Origin of the sequence: Thalassospira marina (genome assembly GCF_002844375.1) — a bacterium.
GTDB classification, from domain to species: domain Bacteria; phylum Pseudomonadota; class Alphaproteobacteria; order Rhodospirillales; family Thalassospiraceae; genus Thalassospira; species Thalassospira marina.
This window is the reverse complement of record NZ_CP024200.1, coordinates 678,988-695,445: the sequence shown is the minus strand read 5'-3', so window position 1 is coordinate 695,445 and position 16,458 is coordinate 678,988. Positions and strand designations below refer to the sequence as shown.

At 54.6% G+C, this 16,458-nt stretch carries 15 protein-coding genes; 7 read left to right on the top strand and 8 right to left on the bottom strand.

Translation table 11 applies throughout. The features are described from left to right. Positions 1-80: 80 nt before the first annotated feature. From CSC3H3_RS23320 to CSC3H3_RS23300, 5 genes are all read left to right on the top strand, one after another. On the top strand, positions 81-1,010 hold the full coding sequence (locus CSC3H3_RS23320) for a LysR family transcriptional regulator (RefSeq protein WP_101286727.1): 930 nt from the start codon (positions 81-83) through the stop codon (positions 1,008-1,010). 269 nt (positions 1,011-1,279) lie between these two features. Next, positions 1,280-2,269 (top strand): TRAP transporter substrate-binding protein, encoded by a 990-nt coding sequence (locus CSC3H3_RS23315; RefSeq protein WP_101267007.1) that lies wholly within the window; start codon positions 1,280-1,282, stop codon positions 2,267-2,269. Positions 2,270-2,420: 151 nt separating this feature from the next. Next, positions 2,421-2,909, top strand: a complete 489-nt coding sequence (locus CSC3H3_RS23310) for a TRAP transporter small permease (RefSeq protein ID WP_101286887.1) — start codon at positions 2,421-2,423, stop codon at positions 2,907-2,909. After that, on the top strand, positions 2,906-4,336 hold the full coding sequence (locus CSC3H3_RS23305) for a TRAP transporter large permease (protein WP_101267011.1): 1,431 nt from the start codon (positions 2,906-2,908) through the stop codon (positions 4,334-4,336). The genes CSC3H3_RS23310 and CSC3H3_RS23305 overlap by 4 nt, the downstream gene beginning before the upstream one ends. Before the next feature lie 5 nt (positions 4,337-4,341). Then, positions 4,342-5,211, top strand: a complete 870-nt coding sequence (locus CSC3H3_RS23300) for an isocitrate lyase/PEP mutase family protein (protein WP_101286886.1) — start codon at positions 4,342-4,344, stop codon at positions 5,209-5,211. 110 nt (positions 5,212-5,321) lie between these two features. Here the strand turns inward: CSC3H3_RS23300 and dgoD are convergent, their stop codons facing one another. The 5 genes from dgoD to CSC3H3_RS23275 all read right to left on the bottom strand — a co-directional run bounded on the left by dgoD (position 5,322) and on the right by CSC3H3_RS23275 (position 11,014). Beyond that, complete coding sequence (gene dgoD, locus CSC3H3_RS23295) at positions 5,322-6,470, bottom strand: galactonate dehydratase (protein WP_101286726.1); 1,149 nt, start codon at positions 6,468-6,470, stop codon at positions 5,322-5,324. A 16-nt stretch (positions 6,471-6,486) separates the two neighbouring features. Next, a complete protein-coding gene (locus CSC3H3_RS23290) occupies positions 6,487-7,380 on the bottom strand; it encodes an aldose epimerase family protein (protein WP_101286725.1) in 894 nt (297 codons plus the stop codon). Position 7,381: 1 nt separating this feature from the next. Next, complete coding sequence (locus CSC3H3_RS23285; protein ID WP_157832001.1) at positions 7,382-8,443, bottom strand: ABC transporter permease; 1,062 nt, start codon at positions 8,441-8,443, stop codon at positions 7,382-7,384. Positions 8,444-8,468: 25 nt separating this feature from the next. Continuing rightward, positions 8,469-9,977: a sugar ABC transporter ATP-binding protein gene (locus tag CSC3H3_RS23280; protein ID WP_101286723.1), complete on the bottom strand. Its 1,509-nt coding sequence runs from the start codon at positions 9,975-9,977 to the stop codon at positions 8,469-8,471. Positions 9,978-10,045: 68 nt separating this feature from the next. Further along, positions 10,046-11,014 (bottom strand): substrate-binding domain-containing protein, encoded by a 969-nt coding sequence (locus CSC3H3_RS23275; protein ID WP_101286722.1) that lies wholly within the window; start codon positions 11,012-11,014, stop codon positions 10,046-10,048. Between the two features lie 96 nt (positions 11,015-11,110). Here CSC3H3_RS23275 and CSC3H3_RS23270 point away from each other — a divergent pair, with 96 nt between their 5' ends. Then, complete coding sequence (locus CSC3H3_RS23270) at positions 11,111-11,884, top strand: SDR family oxidoreductase (RefSeq protein WP_101286721.1); 774 nt, start codon at positions 11,111-11,113, stop codon at positions 11,882-11,884. A 46-nt stretch (positions 11,885-11,930) separates the two neighbouring features. Here CSC3H3_RS23270 and CSC3H3_RS23265 read toward each other — a convergent pair whose 3' ends face one another. From CSC3H3_RS23265 to CSC3H3_RS23255, 3 genes are all read right to left on the bottom strand, one after another. Continuing rightward, a complete protein-coding gene (locus CSC3H3_RS23265) occupies positions 11,931-12,716 on the bottom strand; it encodes a FadR/GntR family transcriptional regulator (RefSeq protein ID WP_101267023.1) in 786 nt (261 codons plus the stop codon). Between the two features lie 200 nt (positions 12,717-12,916). Further along, positions 12,917-13,897, bottom strand: a complete 981-nt coding sequence (locus CSC3H3_RS23260) for an AraC family transcriptional regulator (RefSeq protein WP_101286885.1) — start codon at positions 13,895-13,897, stop codon at positions 12,917-12,919. Positions 13,898-13,901: 4 nt separating this feature from the next. After that, on the bottom strand, positions 13,902-14,300 hold the full coding sequence (locus tag CSC3H3_RS23255; protein WP_101286884.1) for a hypothetical protein: 399 nt from the start codon (positions 14,298-14,300) through the stop codon (positions 13,902-13,904). 673 nt (positions 14,301-14,973) lie between these two features. Between CSC3H3_RS23255 and gndA the strand changes: the two genes are divergently transcribed. Continuing rightward, positions 14,974-16,392 carry an NADP-dependent phosphogluconate dehydrogenase gene (gene gndA, locus CSC3H3_RS23250; RefSeq protein ID WP_101286720.1) on the top strand — a complete coding sequence of 473 codons (1,419 nt, stop codon included), beginning with the start codon at positions 14,974-14,976 and terminating at the stop codon, positions 16,390-16,392. Positions 16,393-16,458 lie beyond the last annotated feature (66 nt).

The window sequence follows — 16,458 nt, the reverse complement described above, 5'->3', positions numbered from 1 at the left end:
TGGTTTTCTTTTTCGCAACGTTCAAAAGTGTGCCTGATAAGTTTTGTTGCTTGAAGTGAAAAAAATGCGATAATTGATGCATGAAACGCATTAATGTCGATATCGATGAAATGCGGGCCTTTCGCGCCCTGGTGGATAGTGGCAGTTTTCGCACGGCTGCCGATGCTGTTGGTGTTTCGCCATCTGCGCTTAGCCGCCAGATCACCCGCCTGGAAGGGCGGGTTGGTTGCCGCCTGTTTGACCGTGACACCCGCAATGTAACGTTGACCCCGCAGGGCCAAACGTTTTTGCGGCTGGCTGAGCGAATTTTAAATACCACCGAAAACGCGATGGCCGAATTTATGGCCTATCAGGCCGCCCGGCGTGGCCGCCTGACGATTGCGGGTTTGCCATCGGTCACCGCTGGCCTGTTGCCCCGGCTGGTGCAGCAGTTTTTGGATGCCCACCCTGATGTCGATGTGCAGATCAATGATGTTTTATCAAATGGCATCATCCGCGAGGTTGAACTGGGGCAGGCGGATTTGGGCTTTACCGCCGGTGCGGTCGAGGTTTCCGAACGGTTATCCTTTCAAAAGCTTCTGACTGATCGTTTTGTCGCGGTTGGGGCACCGGGTGGGCCACTTGATGAAAAGCGCAGCTATTCCTGGCAGGAACTGGTCAGCCAGCCCTTTGTTGCCATGGCAACGGGGACCAGCGTGCGCATGTTGACCGATGCCGCCTGTGCCCAGCAGGGATTGCTGTTTCGCCCCCGGTTCGAGGTTTCCCATCTGGCAACGGCAGGGGCGTTTGTTTCGCAAGGATTGGGGGTAACGGCCCTGCCGGCCCTGACATTGCCGGTATTGGGGCGTGAACCCCTTATTTTCCGCCCGCTGGGTGAGCCGGAGATGTTGCGCGATATCGGCCTTATCTGGCGTTCGGGGCGGACATTGTCACCCGCCGCTGTTGCGTTTCTGGAGCTGGTGCGGCGAAGCGACCTTAAAACCCAAATTCCCGACCCGTTCCGGGATTAGGGTAGTTGTCGGTGCGTTTGATCGCCCGGTGTCATCGCGCGCGAATAATATTTCCTGAAAATGACCTTATGGGTGCAAGTGTATACATATGATGCGTGTGTGTGCACTGCACCTGCGCGCAAAGGTTTATGAAATGGGCCGCCTGCGGGGTATTTACCGGCTAAAATTGCACATTACGGCGAAAAAATGTTGAACCCTTGGGGCAAATTGGACCATCTTCGCGCATGATTGGAATTGATTGTAATTAAAAAACCCAGAGGACGTTCATCATGAAAAAAATTGCCATGATCGCTGCCTTGATGGCTGCGGTAGGGGTTAGCGGGGCGGCACAGGCCGCAGATGTAACATTGCGCATCGCATCCCAGCTTCCGCCCAAAAGTCATATTGTTCAGAACCTTGAACTGTTTAAAAAAGAAGTCGAAGAAAAATCAAACGGCAATATCGCCGTTGAAATTTATGATTCTGCCACCCTTTATAAAGACAAGGAAATCCCCAGCGCCGTTGGGTCGGGCTCCATTGAAATGGGTTCGGCTTCGCTGACGCGCTATGCAGGTGATGTGCCGGCAGTTGACGTATTCTATCAGCCGTTCGTGCTGGATTCCGAAGCCAAGGTTCGTGCGGCAGTTGCACCGGGTTCGCCCGTTCGTGGCCCGCTGGACAAAGCTATTGCTGATACCGGTTCGACCGTTTTGTGGTGGCAGGCTTATGGCGGCACCATCATGCTGTCCAAGGGTGCGCCGATCCACACCCCCAAAGACCTTGAAGGCAAAAAAGTCCGTGTATTTGGCAAATCGCTGGGTGAATTCACCGAAGCAGCCGGTGGCGCACCGACCCTGATTTCCGGTTCGGAACAGTATCTTGCCTATCAGCGTGGCACGGTTGATATCGGCATGACCGGCATTTCCGGTGTGAAATCGCGTAAATTGTGGGAAGTCATGGATACCGTCACCATCACCAATATGGCTGACGTTGAATTCCTGGTCATGATCAATACCGATTTCTGGAACGGCCTGACCGATGACCAGCGCGCGATCATTACCGAAGCCTCCCGCGATGCCGAAAAAGACGTGCGTGATCGTATGAGTGCGATTGAAGCAGCCGCATTCAAGGAATCCGAAGAAGCCGGGATGACTATTTACACCCCGACCGATGAAGAAGTGAAACAGTGGCGTGCAGTTTCGCAGCCGGTTTATGATTCCTTCCTCAACAGTGCCGGTGATCTGGGCAAGCAGGTTTTTGACGCTGCCAAAAAGCTTTGATCTGACGGTTTGACGACCAGTTGACGGAACACCGCCGCCAGTATTTTTGCTGCTGGCGGTGTTCCTGTCTGAGATGACCAAGATATTTAAAATTTCCACCACAGGAAAGGCGGGGGTCCCGGTTGTGCCGGCCTTCGCGCGAAGTCCCACAATGTATAACCGATTTATTGTTGCACTGGCCTGGATAGGGGCGCTGCTGTTTGTTGCGGCAGGGCTGATGCTGAGCTGGGAAGTGGTTGCGCGGTATTTTTTCGTTCGTCCCACCATCTGGGCGGCAGAGCTTTCGCAGCTATGCCTGATTTGGGGATCGCTAATTGGGATGCCCTGGGCGCTGGCAACACGCCGCCATATTGCGGTTGATGCCATAACCCGTCTATGCAGCCCCACCATGCAGCGTGTTCTTGAAATTCTGGCAATGGCCGTTGTGGGCATCTTCTCGATTGTGGTGGCGTGGAAAGGCTTTGGCATTTTCTTTGAAAGCCTGGAACGGGGCCGTACCACGGGTTCGATGCTGGATTTGCCAACCTGGATTTCCGAATTGCCGGTATTTGTGGGCTTTGCCTTGCTGGCGATCCAGTCACTGATTGAAATTATCCGCGTTGTGATGGGCCGGGAAATTCCGCAAGGGGCGCATGAATGACCATTGTTCTGACACTGATCGCCCTGTTTGCGGTTCTGCTTATTCGTGTGCCGGTGGCCTTTGCGCTGGGTGGGCTTGGCCTAGCCATGCTGGTGCTGGGCGGTTTTTCGCCGCTGATGGCGCCCCAGGCCATTTTATCCACGCTTGATGGCTTTATTCTGCTGGCTGTGCCGTTATTTTTGCTGATGTCGAACGTCCTGTTGCAGGCCGGTGTTGGCAAGGATCTGTTTGCCGCTGTTAGTGCCTGGGTCGGGCATTGGCCCGGTGGCCTTGCGGTTGCAACCATTTTGTCCTGTGGTGTTTTTGCTGCCATTTCGGGGTCGTCTGTTGCCACGGCGGCAACGATTGGCACGGTTGCCATCCCGGAAATGATCAATCGGGGTTATAATAAGCGCTTTGTTTATGGCCTGCTGGCAGCTGGCGGCACGCTGGGAATTCTTATTCCGCCGTCCATTCCGCTGATCATTTATGGCTTTGTGACTGAAGAATCGGTTATTTCGCTGTTTTTGGCGGGTATTGGCCCGGGCATTGCCCTGCTGGTGCTGTTTATAGTGTTTTCGATGATTTATGCCCGCCTTGGCGGCCAGGTGCCGGAACCCAAAAAGAACTGGAATGAACGCTGGGCGGCAACCTTTAAGGCGTTTCCGGCCATTTTGCTAGCGGTTTTGATTATTGCCGGTATTTATGGTGGTGCCTTCACCCCGACCGAGGCGGCCGCCATTGGCTTTGCGGCAGCGCTTGCCATTACCATTCCGGTTTTGCGCTTGCCTGCCAGCATGATTTTGGCCGATGCGGTTTATTACATGGTCTTTAAGGGGCAGGGGCCGATCATTGGTTACTTCCTGCTGCCGATCATTGTTTTTGGGCTGTTTCGCGGGTTTGACCGCCTGGTGACGCGCATGAATATTCGTGTTGTCATGCCTGCTTTGGGATGGGATGGCATTAAAAAAGCCGCCTTTGAAAGCATGGCAACGACGGTTTCGGTTATTCTGATCATTGCCGGGGCCAAGGTTTTTGGCAAGGCGATCACGCTTTATCGTATCCCGCAGGATATTTCGGTTCTGATCAGCCACAATGTTGATACCCAGCTTGGTTTTGTGCTGGTGGTATCGGTTGTGCTGCTGTTGATGGGGCTGGTGTTTGAAGCCCTTTCCATGGTGCTGATCATGACGCCGGTTCTGTTGCCTGCGGCCATGGCGCTGGGGATTGATCCGATCTGGTTTGGGGTTTACATGGTGATCATGGTTGAATGTGCGCTGATTACCCCCCCTGTCGGCATGAATCTTTATGTCATTCAATCGGTCGCGCGAACACCGCTTGGCGAAGTGTCAAAGGGGGTTTTCCCCTTCATCCTGCTGATGTTTTTGACCGCGGTGATCCTTTATGTGTGGCCGGACCTCGCCCTTTATATTCCGTTTAAACTGTGAAGAACATGACACCTGCCAATACGCTTCGCGCCATGCTAGCGCGTGACGAACTGATTACCATGCCCTGCTGTTTTGATGCGCTTTCGGCAAAACTGATTGAACAGCAGGGATTTGGCCTGACCTTTATGTCGGGTTTCTCGGCGGCGGCGGCGCGCATTGGTGCGCCGGACCTGGGGCTTATGTCCTATGGCGAGGTGCTGGACCAGGCCCGTAACATTACCGATGCGGTTTCCATCCCCGTGATTGGCGATGGCGATACGGGTTATGGCAATGCCATGAATGTACGCCGCACGGTGCAGGGTTTTGCCAAGGCTGGTTGTGCCGCGGTCATGATCGAAGACCAGGTTGCCCCGAAACGCTGCGGCCATACCAAGGGCAAGGAAGTTGTTGGACGTGATGAAGCGTTTGACCGTATCCGTGCCGCAGTTGATGCCCGTGAGGCCGGGGCAGATATCCTGATTTTGGCGCGGACCGATGCGCGCCATGAACACGGGCTGGCCGAAGCCATTGACCGTGCCGCGAAATTTGCCGAACTGGGGGCTGATATCCTGTTTGTGGAAGCACCCAAATCGGTTGATGAAATGCGCACCATTTGCGGTGCCCTTCCGGGGGCAAAGATGGCCAATATCCTTGAGGGCGGTGAAACACCTGATCTTTCACCCGAAGAACTTCGTGAAATCGGATTTAAGATTGCAGCATATCCACTGTCATTGATGGCATCGGCCATGAAGGCAATGGTGGAAACCCTGCAATTGCTCAAGGCCGGTCAACCGCGTGATAATATGCTGATGAGCTGGGAAGAATTGCGCAAGCGCATCGGCTTTGATGACTATTATGAGCAATCTGAAAAATACGCGACCTCGCGCCGCGATTAAGCCGGACGGTTTTAGAAAACATCCCCATCGCTGAGCAAAGTGATGGGGATGTTTTTTTTGATCTTTACCCAGAAATTGCGTCAAGTGATGTTATTGGCGTTAACATCGTTTTACCATTCGGCGATGGAGCCGTCTTCGTGGCGCCAAAGTGGGGCGCGCCAGCGGTGACCGATGGTGGATTGGGCGATGATGTGGTCTTCATCAACTTCAATACCCAATCCCGGCCCCTGCGGGATCGGCAAATAGCCATCAATGACCTGATAGCGCGAGGATGGCAGCAAATAATCGTTCAGATCACCGCCGGTATTATAATGCATGCCCAGGCTTTGTTCCTGGATGAAGGCATTATGGCAAATGGCATCGACCTGCAGGCAGGCGGCAAGGGCAATGGGGCCAAGCGGGCAATGGGGGGCGAGGGCGATGTCATAGGCTTCGGCCCAATGACCGATCCGGACCATTTCTGAAATGCCACCGACATGGGCGGTATCGGGGTTGATCACACTGGCAGCGCGTTTTTCAAAAACCGCCCGGAAATCAAACCGCGAATGCAGCCTTTCGCCAATTGCGAGCGGAATGGTTGTTGCGCGCGACAAATCGGCCATTTCATCGATTTGTGTTGATAAAACCGCGTCTTCAACAAACATCGGGTGCAGATGTTCAATTTCGCGCAGAAGAATGCGTGCCATGGGCATATGAACCCGGCCATGAAAATCACAGGCAAAATCCATGTCATTGCCAATTGCGGCGCGCAGTTCGCTTAACATTTGAACGCTTTGGTCAATTTTACGATAAGAATCAATAATTTGCATTTCACTGCAAATATTGAATTTAAGGGCCTTATAGCCCTTCTCGCGCAATTTTTGCGCCCCGCCGATCAGGTCGGTCGGTCGATCACCACCTATCCAGCAATAGCTTTTAACCCGGTCACGAACGGCACCGCCCAGCAGGGCATGAACGGGCATATTGGCGACTTTGCCCTTGATATCCCAAAGGGCCATGTCGATGCCGGAAAGCGCGCTCATCAATACCGGTCCACCGCGATAGCACCCGTTACGATACAGGCTTTGCCAGATATCCTCGATCCGGCCGGGGTCGCGGCCAATCAGGAAATCGGCATATTCGGCAATTTTTGCGGCAAGGGTTTCGGCATGCCCTTCTAAAACGGGCTCGCCCCAGCCACAAATGCCTTCGTCTGTTTCGATTTTTAAAAACAGCCACCTTGGCGGCACCAGAAATGTTTTCAGTGCGGTGATTTTCATGTTTATTCTCTTGGGCTTAATCAGCGTGAAACGATGATCGGTTAAGTGTTTTTCCTGCGGGAAATATCGTGATGACGACTTGCCAGCTTTGCGATTGACCGGGGGCGAGAACGCGGCCGTAACCGGTGTTTTGGGCGGCGGTTAGCGGGTCAAAGGGGGCTGTTGCCGGTTCCAGCGCAACCTGATGGTGCGCTGGCTGGCCGGTTTCGCCGTTGGGCCATCCCCCGTAATCCAGCCAGATGCCACACCAGGGTATTTCCGCCCGGCGCCAGGAAAAAAGGATGCCGCCTGCATCGCCCTTAATGCCAATGCAGGCATGATATTCTGTGAGCGCAGCATAGGTTTTTTGGGCAAATTGTGCTTCGCGGCCCCGAATGATCAAATCATCATAGGGGGCATGAATGGTGGGGTCTGGTGTGCCCAGACCATCCATTACCAGTTCCTCGCCGGGGCGGGTTGCCAGCAGGCAATGCTGGCTCCACAGATACGGGCAGGGCAGGGCGCCCTGATTGGCAAGGTTGTAATCAACGATAATCGATGACCCGTGAAGCGTCAGGCTCCGTTCAAATGTTATGGCCCCATCTGCAAGTGAGATCGCCGTTTGCAGGCAATTATCAGTGATCCGGGATTGGTGCGTTTCGCCCCACAGCAGACCATGATCGCGGATAGGCCCCCAATAGGGGGTGTGGTCACTGGCAATGGCGGGAAAACATTCGTCCCACCCACGCGCATGATTTGCGCCATAAATGGCGGATGGACCTGTATCCTCGTCCCCGTTTGGTGTGCCGTCAATCAGCCAATTGCGCCCGCTTTGCCGGTCGGTCAGGTGCGAAATGCGCCCGCCAAAACCGGGGTGGCAACAAAGTGAAACAGCATCATTTTCAAGGGTTAGGACCGTGGCCTGTGCCATGTTAATTGCCACCAGTGGCGGCAAGGCGGGCCTGGCGGCGTTCGGCACGTGCAAGGCGCCATTGACCGATGGCCACCGCAATGACCAGCAATAAACCCTTGGCGACCAATTGGTAAAATGTGGGAATACCCAGCAAATTCATGCCGTTTGACAGGGTTGCAAGCAATAGAACCGCCAGCATGGTGCCCATGATGGTGCCTTTGCCCCCTGCCAGAAGGGCACCACCTAAAAAGACGGCGGTGATGGCCTCAAGCTCCAGCCCCTGTGTGCCCGATGCGGGCTGGCCGGAACTGGTGCGCGCGGTAACGATCACCCCGGCCAGCCCGGAAAGCGCCCCGGAAATGGCATAGATGATAAAGCGCATGCGCGTCAGTTTGATGCCGGCAAGCCGGGCCGCAGCCGGATTACCCCCCATCGAATAAATCGAGCGGCCAAAAACCGTTGACGTCATGATGAAATGGCCAGCGATCGCAGCAATGATCAGGATAATAAAAGCAACCGGTAAACCGGGAAAACTGCCGATTTGCAGAATACGACCGGAGCCAAGCCAAGCAAGATTGGGATCAAGCGCGCCTACCGGGCGGCCACCGGGGGCGATCAGGAAGGCAACACCGCGAAAGGCGGAAAATGTTGCCAGTGTTGCCACAACGGGGTTAACGCGCAGATAGTTGATAATGGTGGCATTTATCAGGCCGAGAATGGCACCAATGCCAATGCCAAAGGCGACACCGCCCAAAACGGTACCCGCCTGGCTGACCATCAGTGCACAGACAACCGATGCACAGCCGGCAATTGACCCCACCGAAATATCAAGCCCGGCCGAAACGATAACCAGGGTCATGCCAACGGCAATCAGGCCCATGACGGCCATGTTCTGCCCGATATTCAGGATATTGCGGGCAGAAAAGAAAAATTCGGTCTGGCTGCAAATCAGCGCAACCATGATGGCAAGCGCGATCATTAAAGACAGGTTTTCAGCACCGATCAGTTTAAGAAGACGGCGCGCCAAAGGGTCTTTTCGGTCCATATTCGGGGCAGCGGCCGAATGGTTGATAGCATTCATCACACAGTTCCTTTTTCCACCGGGCCTAGGCCACGTTGCGCGTACCAAGCGCAAGATTGACAATGGCTTCTTCGGTGGCGTCGTGTTTTTCAATCGGTTGGGAGATCTGGCCGTCATGCATGACAATGATGCGATCGGACATCGAAAGCAGTTCGGGCATTTCAGATGAAATCATCATGATCGCCATGCCCGATTTTGCGAGGTCATCAATCAGGCGATAAATCTCGGCCTTGGCGCCCACATCAACCGCACGGGTCGGTTCATCAAGGATCAGAAGTTTGGGCTTTGCCGCAAGCCAGCGCGCCAGAACAACCTTTTGCTGGTTGCCACCCGAAAGTTTGCCAACATCGTGGTCAAGACTGGGTGTTTTGATTTCAAGCTGGCGGATATAGGGGGTAACGGCGGAAACCATTTCCTTGTGGCGCAACAACCCCAGGCGCGAGAGGGACGAGAAAACCGCCATCGAGGCGTTTTCCAGAACCGAGCGCACAAGGATAAGCCCTTCGGCCTTGCGGTTTTCCGGGGCGAAACCGATACTGGCCTTGATCGCATCGGCGGGACTGCGAATTGTTTTGACCTCGCCACCAATTTTAATGGTGCCGCCATCACGGGGAAATTCACCAAACAGCACCTTTGCCAGTTCGGTGCGCCCGGCCCCCACAAGGCCTGCAAAACCAACAATTTCACCGGCACGAATGGAAAAGCTGATATTCTGGTGCCACCGGCTTGACAGATTTTCAACTTCCAGCACGACCTCGTCGCGGGTGACTTCGGTGCGGTTAAAGCCATGGGCGGAAAGCTCACGTCCTACCATCAGGCGGACGATTTCATCTTCGCTGGTTTCACCAATGGCAAGGTCACCGGTTGTCTGGCCGTCTTTCAAAACAACAACCCGGTCGGAAATTTCCATGACTTCGTGCAGGCGGTGTGAAACGTAAATAATGCCAATGCCTTCCGCCCGCAGGGTCGCAATCAGGGCGAACAGCTTTTCGGTTTCGTTATTGGTAAGGGACGATGTGGGTTCGTCAAAGGCAACGACTTTGACGCCATCCTTAAGCGCACGCAGAATTTCGACGATATGCATCTGCGCGGGCGATAGCAGACGCCCTGACGTCTCGATTCCGACCATGCCGGTAAAACCGTAGCGGTCCATAAGGGCGGTTACGGTTTGGCGCATGGCCGCAAAATCCACCCGGCCACCGGGGCGTGTGGGATATTCGCCGATAAAGACATTTTCCATCACACTGACATGGGGCACGATTTCGGGTTCCTGACGGACCAGACGAAAACCGGCATCACGTGCCTCTAACGGGTTGGCATGGCTGGCTTCTTTGCCTGCAAGGGTGATTGTGCCTTCATCAAGCTGGTAATCGCCGCTCAGGATTTTAAGCAGGGTTGATTTACCTGCACCATTTTCACCAACAATTGAAACGACTTCGCCGCTTCTGACCTGCAATGTCACATTGGACAGGGCCTTGACGCCGGGAAAGGATTTTCCAACCTCGCGGACATCAAGAACAGTTTCATTTGGCATTTCAAACTCCCGGATATGGAACCGGATGCCACCGATACGGTTGTTGCGACGGCATCCGGGCAGGGTGATCAGCTACAGGGCATCACATCCTTGTAATTGTCCGGGGTGACAATGGTGGTATCGGCAACGGTTTTTTCGGGCAGGGGTTTGGTGCCTTCGATGGCATCAATCAGGGCATTGGCTGCCGCCTTGCCAACATCGGCCCCGCTAAGATAAAGGGCGGCCTTAAAGCCGGTTGCAATACCCGCCTGCCACGGACGGCAGGCTTCATAGGCACCAAGGCCAACACCAATGACGTCTTCGGGGTTGAACCCGGCATTACGCAGGGCGTTGGTTGCGCCCAGCACACCTTCGTCATTGCAGGCATAAACAATCCATTTGTCGATGCCGGGATTGGCGGTAATGACCGGGCCTGCAGCCTGCAGGGCATTATCGGTGGTGCCGTCATAGGCAACGACCTTGAAATGGTCGGCGGCAACACCTGCGTCTTCCAGTTTTTGGCGTGATGCATTGGTGCGATCATTACAGACGGAAACGGTTTGATATTCGGTTGCCAGTACGCCGTAATTGGCACCATCCATCCAACCCGACTTTTTCAAAATATCAACGGCGGCTTCGCCAACCGAATTGCCCATTGCCGTGCCATCAAAGCCGACAAATGGTACGGCCGATCCGTCATTTTTCTGAAGCGGGTCGTCAGTTGCAACCAGCAGAACCTTGGCATCGGACGCTGCCTTGGCAACAGCCGGGCCAATGGCCTGATCGGGGGCGGTAATGGCAATGCCCTTTGCGCCCGAAGCAATGGCATCCGATACCGCGCTGATGGCGCGGTTGGCATCAAGTTCGACATTGATGATGTTGGATGAATAGCCCCGTGCCTCGGCTGCTTTTTTAAAGCCGTCCGCCTGGTCGATGAAATATTGCTGGGTCCCGCTTTTATAAATCGCGACAATTTCCTTGTCGGCGGCAAAGGCCGAATGGCCCAGCACGGATGCCATGATGGCAGCCAGTGATAGCATTGTGATCCTGGAACGCATTTAATCCTCCCGGTAGGTATTTTATGTTTTGTTCACATTTCAAAGATTATATGTTAATCTTATAAAGTCAACAGCCGAGAGAAAGCGTGTTAAAAAATGCAACGATTACAAGGGAAAACGGCCATCGTAACGGGTGGGGCAAAGGGGATTGGGGCGGCAATTGCACGCCGTTTTGCCGCTGAGGGGGGCAATGTTTTTATTGCTGATCTGAACCTGGACCGCGCCCGGGAAACAGCGAGCGAAATTGCCGCCAAGGGCGGCAGTGCCACCGCCTGCCAGCTTGATATTTCGGATCGGGCCGGGGTGGATGAGCTGATCGCCGGGATTGAGGCCCGCCACGGGGCGATTGGTGTGCTGGTTAATAATGCAGGGGTAAACGTGTTTCACGCCCCGCTGGATTTGATGGATGAAGACTGGGACCGCTGCATGGCGGTTGATTTGAAGGGGGCTTGGAATTGCAGCCGCGCAGTGTTGCCGGGCATGGTGGACCGGCGTTATGGCGCGATTATCAACATCATCTCCAATCATGCCTTTTCGGTCATTAAATCAACCTTTCCCTACCCGGTGGCAAAACATGGTTTGCTGGGTATGACACGCGCCCTGGCGCTGGAATATGCGGATCGCGGCATTGCCATTAATGCCATTTCGCCGGGCTATACCGATACGGACCTGGCTGCTGCCGAATTTGCCAAATCGCCTGACCCGGCCACCGCCCGCGCCCAGGCCGAGGCCAAACAACCTGTTGGTCGCCTGTGCCGCCCCGATGAAGTCGCTGCCATTGCCGCCCTTCTGGCATCGGATGAGGCACGTTTTATGATTGGCGAAAATATCGTGATTGATGGGGGTGTTACGATCCGGATGTATGAATGATCCGGCGTCAAGGTCAGGGGCATGGCCTTTGCGTGGCCCGGCGGGTTTATTGTTCAAACCCGCGTTCGGCATCCTCAATCGCGCGATGGACCAGAACGCGCATGGCTTCCTCGGCGCGGGCGGCGTCGCGGTTGGCAAAGGCGCGATAGACATCTTCGTGCAGTTCGTGGCTGCCATCCATGCCAATCAGGCGGTTGGCGCGGCCAAGTGCCTGTAATTGATGATCAAACAGCAGTTCCAGTGCCGAACTGATGACGGAAAAAACCTGATCCAGCAATTCGGAGCTGACAGCCTCGACAAAGGCCTGATGAAAGGCAAGGTCGGTATCAATGAAGGCTGCGCGCCGGTCATGCTCGTTTAAGGTGGTGTCTTCGTATACGGCCTGTTTGGCCTGCCATGCGGCATCGATTTTTTGGCGGGCGGCATCGTTGGCCATGACTGTGGCGCTATAGGCAATGCCGGGTTCCAGAACCAGGCGGAATTTCAAAAGATCGCGCAGCAAACCTTCGCGATCCCCGGCCTGAATGCGCCAGTCCATAACATCGGGGTCCAGCAGACGCCATTCTGCGCGGGGTTGTACGCGTGTGCCATCTGATGTGCGCGACCGGATAAGGCCCTTTGCCCCCAAAATGCGGCAGGCCTCGCGAATGACCGACCGGCTGACATCGAGTTCGGCGACAAGGTCGGCTTCTTTGGCGATGACAGACCCGACAGGCCATTCCCCCCCAACAATTCGTACCCCCAGATTGGCAACAGCCGCGCCAAGAATACCGCGAACCTCGATGGTTCCGGCAATAGGTGTCAGACGTTTGAGATTATTGGGTTTGCGCATATTGGCCTTCCTGTTTCTTTATATGATCATCTTATAAAGAAACGCTGGCTTTGTCACTATGATCAAACCGTGGATTTTATGGGCGAGGCCAAATGCCCTAATGCCCCAATGGCCTTCTGCCTTGTGGCATGGCCGGGCTTTGTCACCATGGCCGGAAATACACGCGCTTTGCCTGCAATAATGACAAGGCTGGTCTGGCGCTAGCTTTTTATATGCGGGCTGCGTTTTAGAATGACAATGTCGGCTGATATTTCCGCATCAGACGGGGGTGCATCTTCACCTGTTGGTGTTGCGGTATCGCCGGTATTTTTGCTGGTTTCGTCTGGCTGGGTCAGTTCCTGGCGGTCGGCGAAATAGTGTGTCGGGCTGCTACCCAGCATGCGCCGAAACATGGAGATAAACGCGCTCAGGCTTTCATAGCCAAGATCCCCGGCGATGGTGGTTACGCTATCGCCTGCGGCAAGGCGTTGCAGGGCAATGCCAATATGAAGCTGCTGACGCCATCGGGTAAAGGACATGCCGGTTTCACGCTGGAACAGTCGGGTCAGGGTGCGGTTGCTGGCACCCACGCGTGCGCCCCATTCGCTGATGGTAAAGCGTAAATCGGGCTGGGCCAGCATGGTTTCGGTCAGACGGCGCAGGCGCCGGTCGGTGGGCATGGGCAGGTGAATGGGTTCCAGCGGTGCGGCAATCAGTTCGTCGCGTAAAACGGCAATCAGGTTTGCTTCGCGGGTGGCATTGGTGGGCAGGGTGTTATCAAACCGCATGATCAGTTCACGTAAAAACGGCTGCACAAAAAGGATGCCGCATTTCTGGTGCATATCCGTTGTCAGGGATGGGGCAAGGTACAGGTTGCCAATATTGATATGCCCAACAACCCGCCCTTTATGAACAATACCACCGGGAATCCAGAAGGCGCATTTGGGCGGGACCGTCCAGATGCCGCCATCGGCCTCGACCGTCAGGACGCCGTCAATCACATACATAAGCTGGGCTTTGGTATGAACATGGGGCTGAAATTCGCCCGTGACGGTTGTTTCGGTAAACAGGCTGAAGACGGGACGATCGATCAGGTCAATTTGTGCGCTTTTGGGTCCGGCCAGCTTTTCGGCTGTTAACAAATCCGGCTTTGCCTTCTGGCCTGCCAGGGGTGTTGCGGGGGTTGTGCGGTTTTGCGTCATGGCTTTACTTGCTGGTTTGGGGCCCGGCATCATTATCAAACAAGGTGCGGCCTTTGGCGATGCCTTCTGCCTCGGTTTTTACAAACATGATGGGAAAGCCAAATGCCTTGCCCGCATTGGCTGCTACCAGGCGAATGGCTGCGGGCATATCGTCCTTGCCCGTCACCATGATCATGCCACGGCAAAGTTTACGCATTTGATCGCCGACTTTTTTCATGAAAAGGGTGCGTTGTTTGCGTTCTTCCCTGGTTTCGTCTTCATGGTCTTCGGGGGAATGGTCGGAAACCAGCACGAACGGATCGTTTCGGTCCAGCACCTGTTGAAACTGGGTTTCAAAACTGTCGTCGTGATGTTCTTTGCTACGAATAAGGATAACGGGCATTTGCGATGTGTCGATCAGCATGGGTATTTCCAGTAATTCGCTCGTTTGGTGGCAACTTGTCGATGCGCGCACACGAGGCGGGCAGGGGATGTGCGGTGTTTGACTGATGATTGATATATCAGCCAGGCTTGGCCCTGGCTGTTGCCGGATGGTCAAATACTGGCGCGGTTGCGCCAAACTGGAATTTGGCAGGGCGGAAATGGCGGGTTTGATGCCCGGAACATAGCGCCATAAATGGGCGATTTTTGTGCTGTGATGCGGGCTTTGGGGCCACAAGCAACCGGAATTTTCGCAAGTGAATGTAAAAATCATTTTCGCAAACAGGTGCGAAATGATTATCACCACGCTATGTTAAGCACGAAAATTGAGATATCACCTTGTTATTGTTTGTGAACAAATCCCGGAATCCTTTTGCTTGCGCGCATATTTGCGCGGCGATCCGCAAAACCGGACGGCAAACCGCAAAGGGGTTTAGGGGATGGGGTACAAACACTGATGCAGGTCGACATCACATCAAAATGCCCCGCAATACACTGATGGCCGCATACGGGCCTGTGTGTTGCCCATCAAGGGCAGGGCGGATATTTGCCCCTGATTGTGATTTCGTTTTATCTTGATCGATAAACTTTAAAAGACGGGCAGCGTGATGTGCTGTTCTTCTTCGTCCCACAAGATCAGAAATAGGAAAGTGAACATGTCGGAACAGCCTCAGGTGGGTTTGATTGGTTTGGGAACGATGGGCGCGGCCTTGTCGCTGAATATTGCGGAAAAGGGCCATGCACTCGCCGTTTATAACCGGACCGCAAGTGTGACCGATGCGTTTATCAAAAATGCCGGTGACCTGGCCCCGCGCCTGACCGCAACGGACAGCCTGGAAAATTTCGTTGCTGCGATTGCAGCACCGCGCGTGATTATTCTGATGGTGCCGGCTGGCCCCGTTGTTGATGACCATATCGATGCCCTTAAGCCGCTTTTGGGTGCTGATGACCTGATCATTGATGCCGGCAATGCCAATTTCTATGACACGGAACGGCGTGCAGAACGTGCACGAAATGAAAAGTTCGGTTTCATCGGTATTGGTGTTTCGGGTGGTGAAAGCGGTGCCCGTCATGGTCCGTCCATTATGGTGGGCGGCACCGATGCCGACTGGCAGCGCGTTGCACCGATGCTTGAAGCCATTTCTGCCAAATATGAAGGCACACCCTGTGCATCCCTGATGGGCCCTGGTGGTGCAGGCCATTTTGTGAAGATGGTTCATAACGGTATTGAATATGCCGATATGCAAATGATCGCTGAGGTTTACAGCCTGATGCGCGATGGCATGGGCTATAAGGCGCCGCAGGTTGCCGATGTGTTTGAAGGCTGGAATAAAGGCCGTCTTGAATCCTATCTGATCGAGATTTCGGCCAAGGTTTCGCGCGCGGATGACCCGATTTCGGGCAATGCGATGCTTGATGTGATCCTGGACAAGGCAGGCCAAAAAGGAACCGGCCGCTGGACCGCAATTGAAGCCCAGCAGCTTGCTGTGCCCGTCCCCGTGATTGAGGCTGCAGTTGCTGCGCGTAACCTTTCGGCACGCCTTGAAATGCGCCAGCGTGGTGCCGAACATTTTGGCGATGCGCAAAAAGCCCTGGAAGGCGAAGGTATTGCTGCCACCACGCTTGAAAATGCGCTGATTGCCGGGAAAATCCTGTGTTATGCGCAGGGTTTTGAAATGCTGGCGGCTGCTGCGGCGCATTTTAAATGGGATTTGCCGATGCCGGCCATCGCGCGCGTCTGGCGTGAAGGCTGCATCATTCGTTCCGACATGCTTAATGACATGGCAACGGCGCTAACGAATAATCCGGGTGATAACCTGATTTTCGCCGAACCGTTTTCGGGCCTGCTGAAAGAATGCGAAGCCGATTTGCGTGATACCGTGATTGCGGCGACCCGTGCCGGTATCGCCGTTCCGGCACTTGCCGCCGGTCTTTCCTGGTTTGATACGGTGCGTACCCGTCGTACGTCCGCCAATATGATCCAGGCGCAGCGCGATTATTTCGGTGCGCATGGCTTTGAACGTGTGGATGGTAAAGACGAACCGCACGGCCCCTGGGCTGGCCACGAAGACTGATTTTATCATTGGCTTTTGAAAGCGGCGGCGTATGTGAATGCGCCGCCGTTTTTGTTTTTTGGACGT

What these genes read in the sequence shown, in the direction of transcription:
- CSC3H3_RS23290 (WP_101286725.1), bottom strand. Translation starts at nt 7,380, where the DNA reads ATGGCACAGGCCACGGTCCTAACCCTTGAAAATGATGCTGTTTCACTT.
- gndA (WP_101286720.1), top strand. Translation starts at nt 14,974, where the DNA reads ATGTCGGAACAGCCTCAGGTGGGTTTGATTGGTTTGGGAACGATGGGC.
- dgoD (WP_101286726.1), bottom strand. Translation starts at nt 6,470, where the DNA reads ATGAAAATCACCGCACTGAAAACATTTCTGGTGCCGCCAAGGTGGCTG.
- CSC3H3_RS23300 (WP_101286886.1), top strand. Translation starts at nt 4,342, where the DNA reads ATGACACCTGCCAATACGCTTCGCGCCATGCTAGCGCGTGACGAACTG.
- CSC3H3_RS23320 (WP_101286727.1), top strand. Translation starts at nt 81, where the DNA reads ATGAAACGCATTAATGTCGATATCGATGAAATGCGGGCCTTTCGCGCC.
- CSC3H3_RS23260 (WP_101286885.1), bottom strand. Translation starts at nt 13,897, where the DNA reads ATGACGCAAAACCGCACAACCCCCGCAACACCCCTGGCAGGCCAGAAG.
- CSC3H3_RS23265 (WP_101267023.1), bottom strand. Translation starts at nt 12,716, where the DNA reads ATGCGCAAACCCAATAATCTCAAACGTCTGACACCTATTGCCGGAACC.
- CSC3H3_RS23255 (WP_101286884.1), bottom strand. Translation starts at nt 14,300, where the DNA reads ATGCTGATCGACACATCGCAAATGCCCGTTATCCTTATTCGTAGCAAA.
- CSC3H3_RS23280 (WP_101286723.1), bottom strand. Translation starts at nt 9,977, where the DNA reads ATGCCAAATGAAACTGTTCTTGATGTCCGCGAGGTTGGAAAATCCTTT.
- CSC3H3_RS23310 (WP_101286887.1), top strand. Translation starts at nt 2,421, where the DNA reads ATGTATAACCGATTTATTGTTGCACTGGCCTGGATAGGGGCGCTGCTG.
- CSC3H3_RS23275 (WP_101286722.1), bottom strand. Translation starts at nt 11,014, where the DNA reads ATGCGTTCCAGGATCACAATGCTATCACTGGCTGCCATCATGGCATCC.
- CSC3H3_RS23305 (WP_101267011.1), top strand. Translation starts at nt 2,906, where the DNA reads ATGACCATTGTTCTGACACTGATCGCCCTGTTTGCGGTTCTGCTTATT.
- CSC3H3_RS23285 (WP_157832001.1), bottom strand. Translation starts at nt 8,443, where the DNA reads ATGAATGCTATCAACCATTCGGCCGCTGCCCCGAATATGGACCGAAAA.
- CSC3H3_RS23270 (WP_101286721.1), top strand. Translation starts at nt 11,111, where the DNA reads ATGCAACGATTACAAGGGAAAACGGCCATCGTAACGGGTGGGGCAAAG.
- CSC3H3_RS23315 (WP_101267007.1), top strand. Translation starts at nt 1,280, where the DNA reads ATGAAAAAAATTGCCATGATCGCTGCCTTGATGGCTGCGGTAGGGGTT.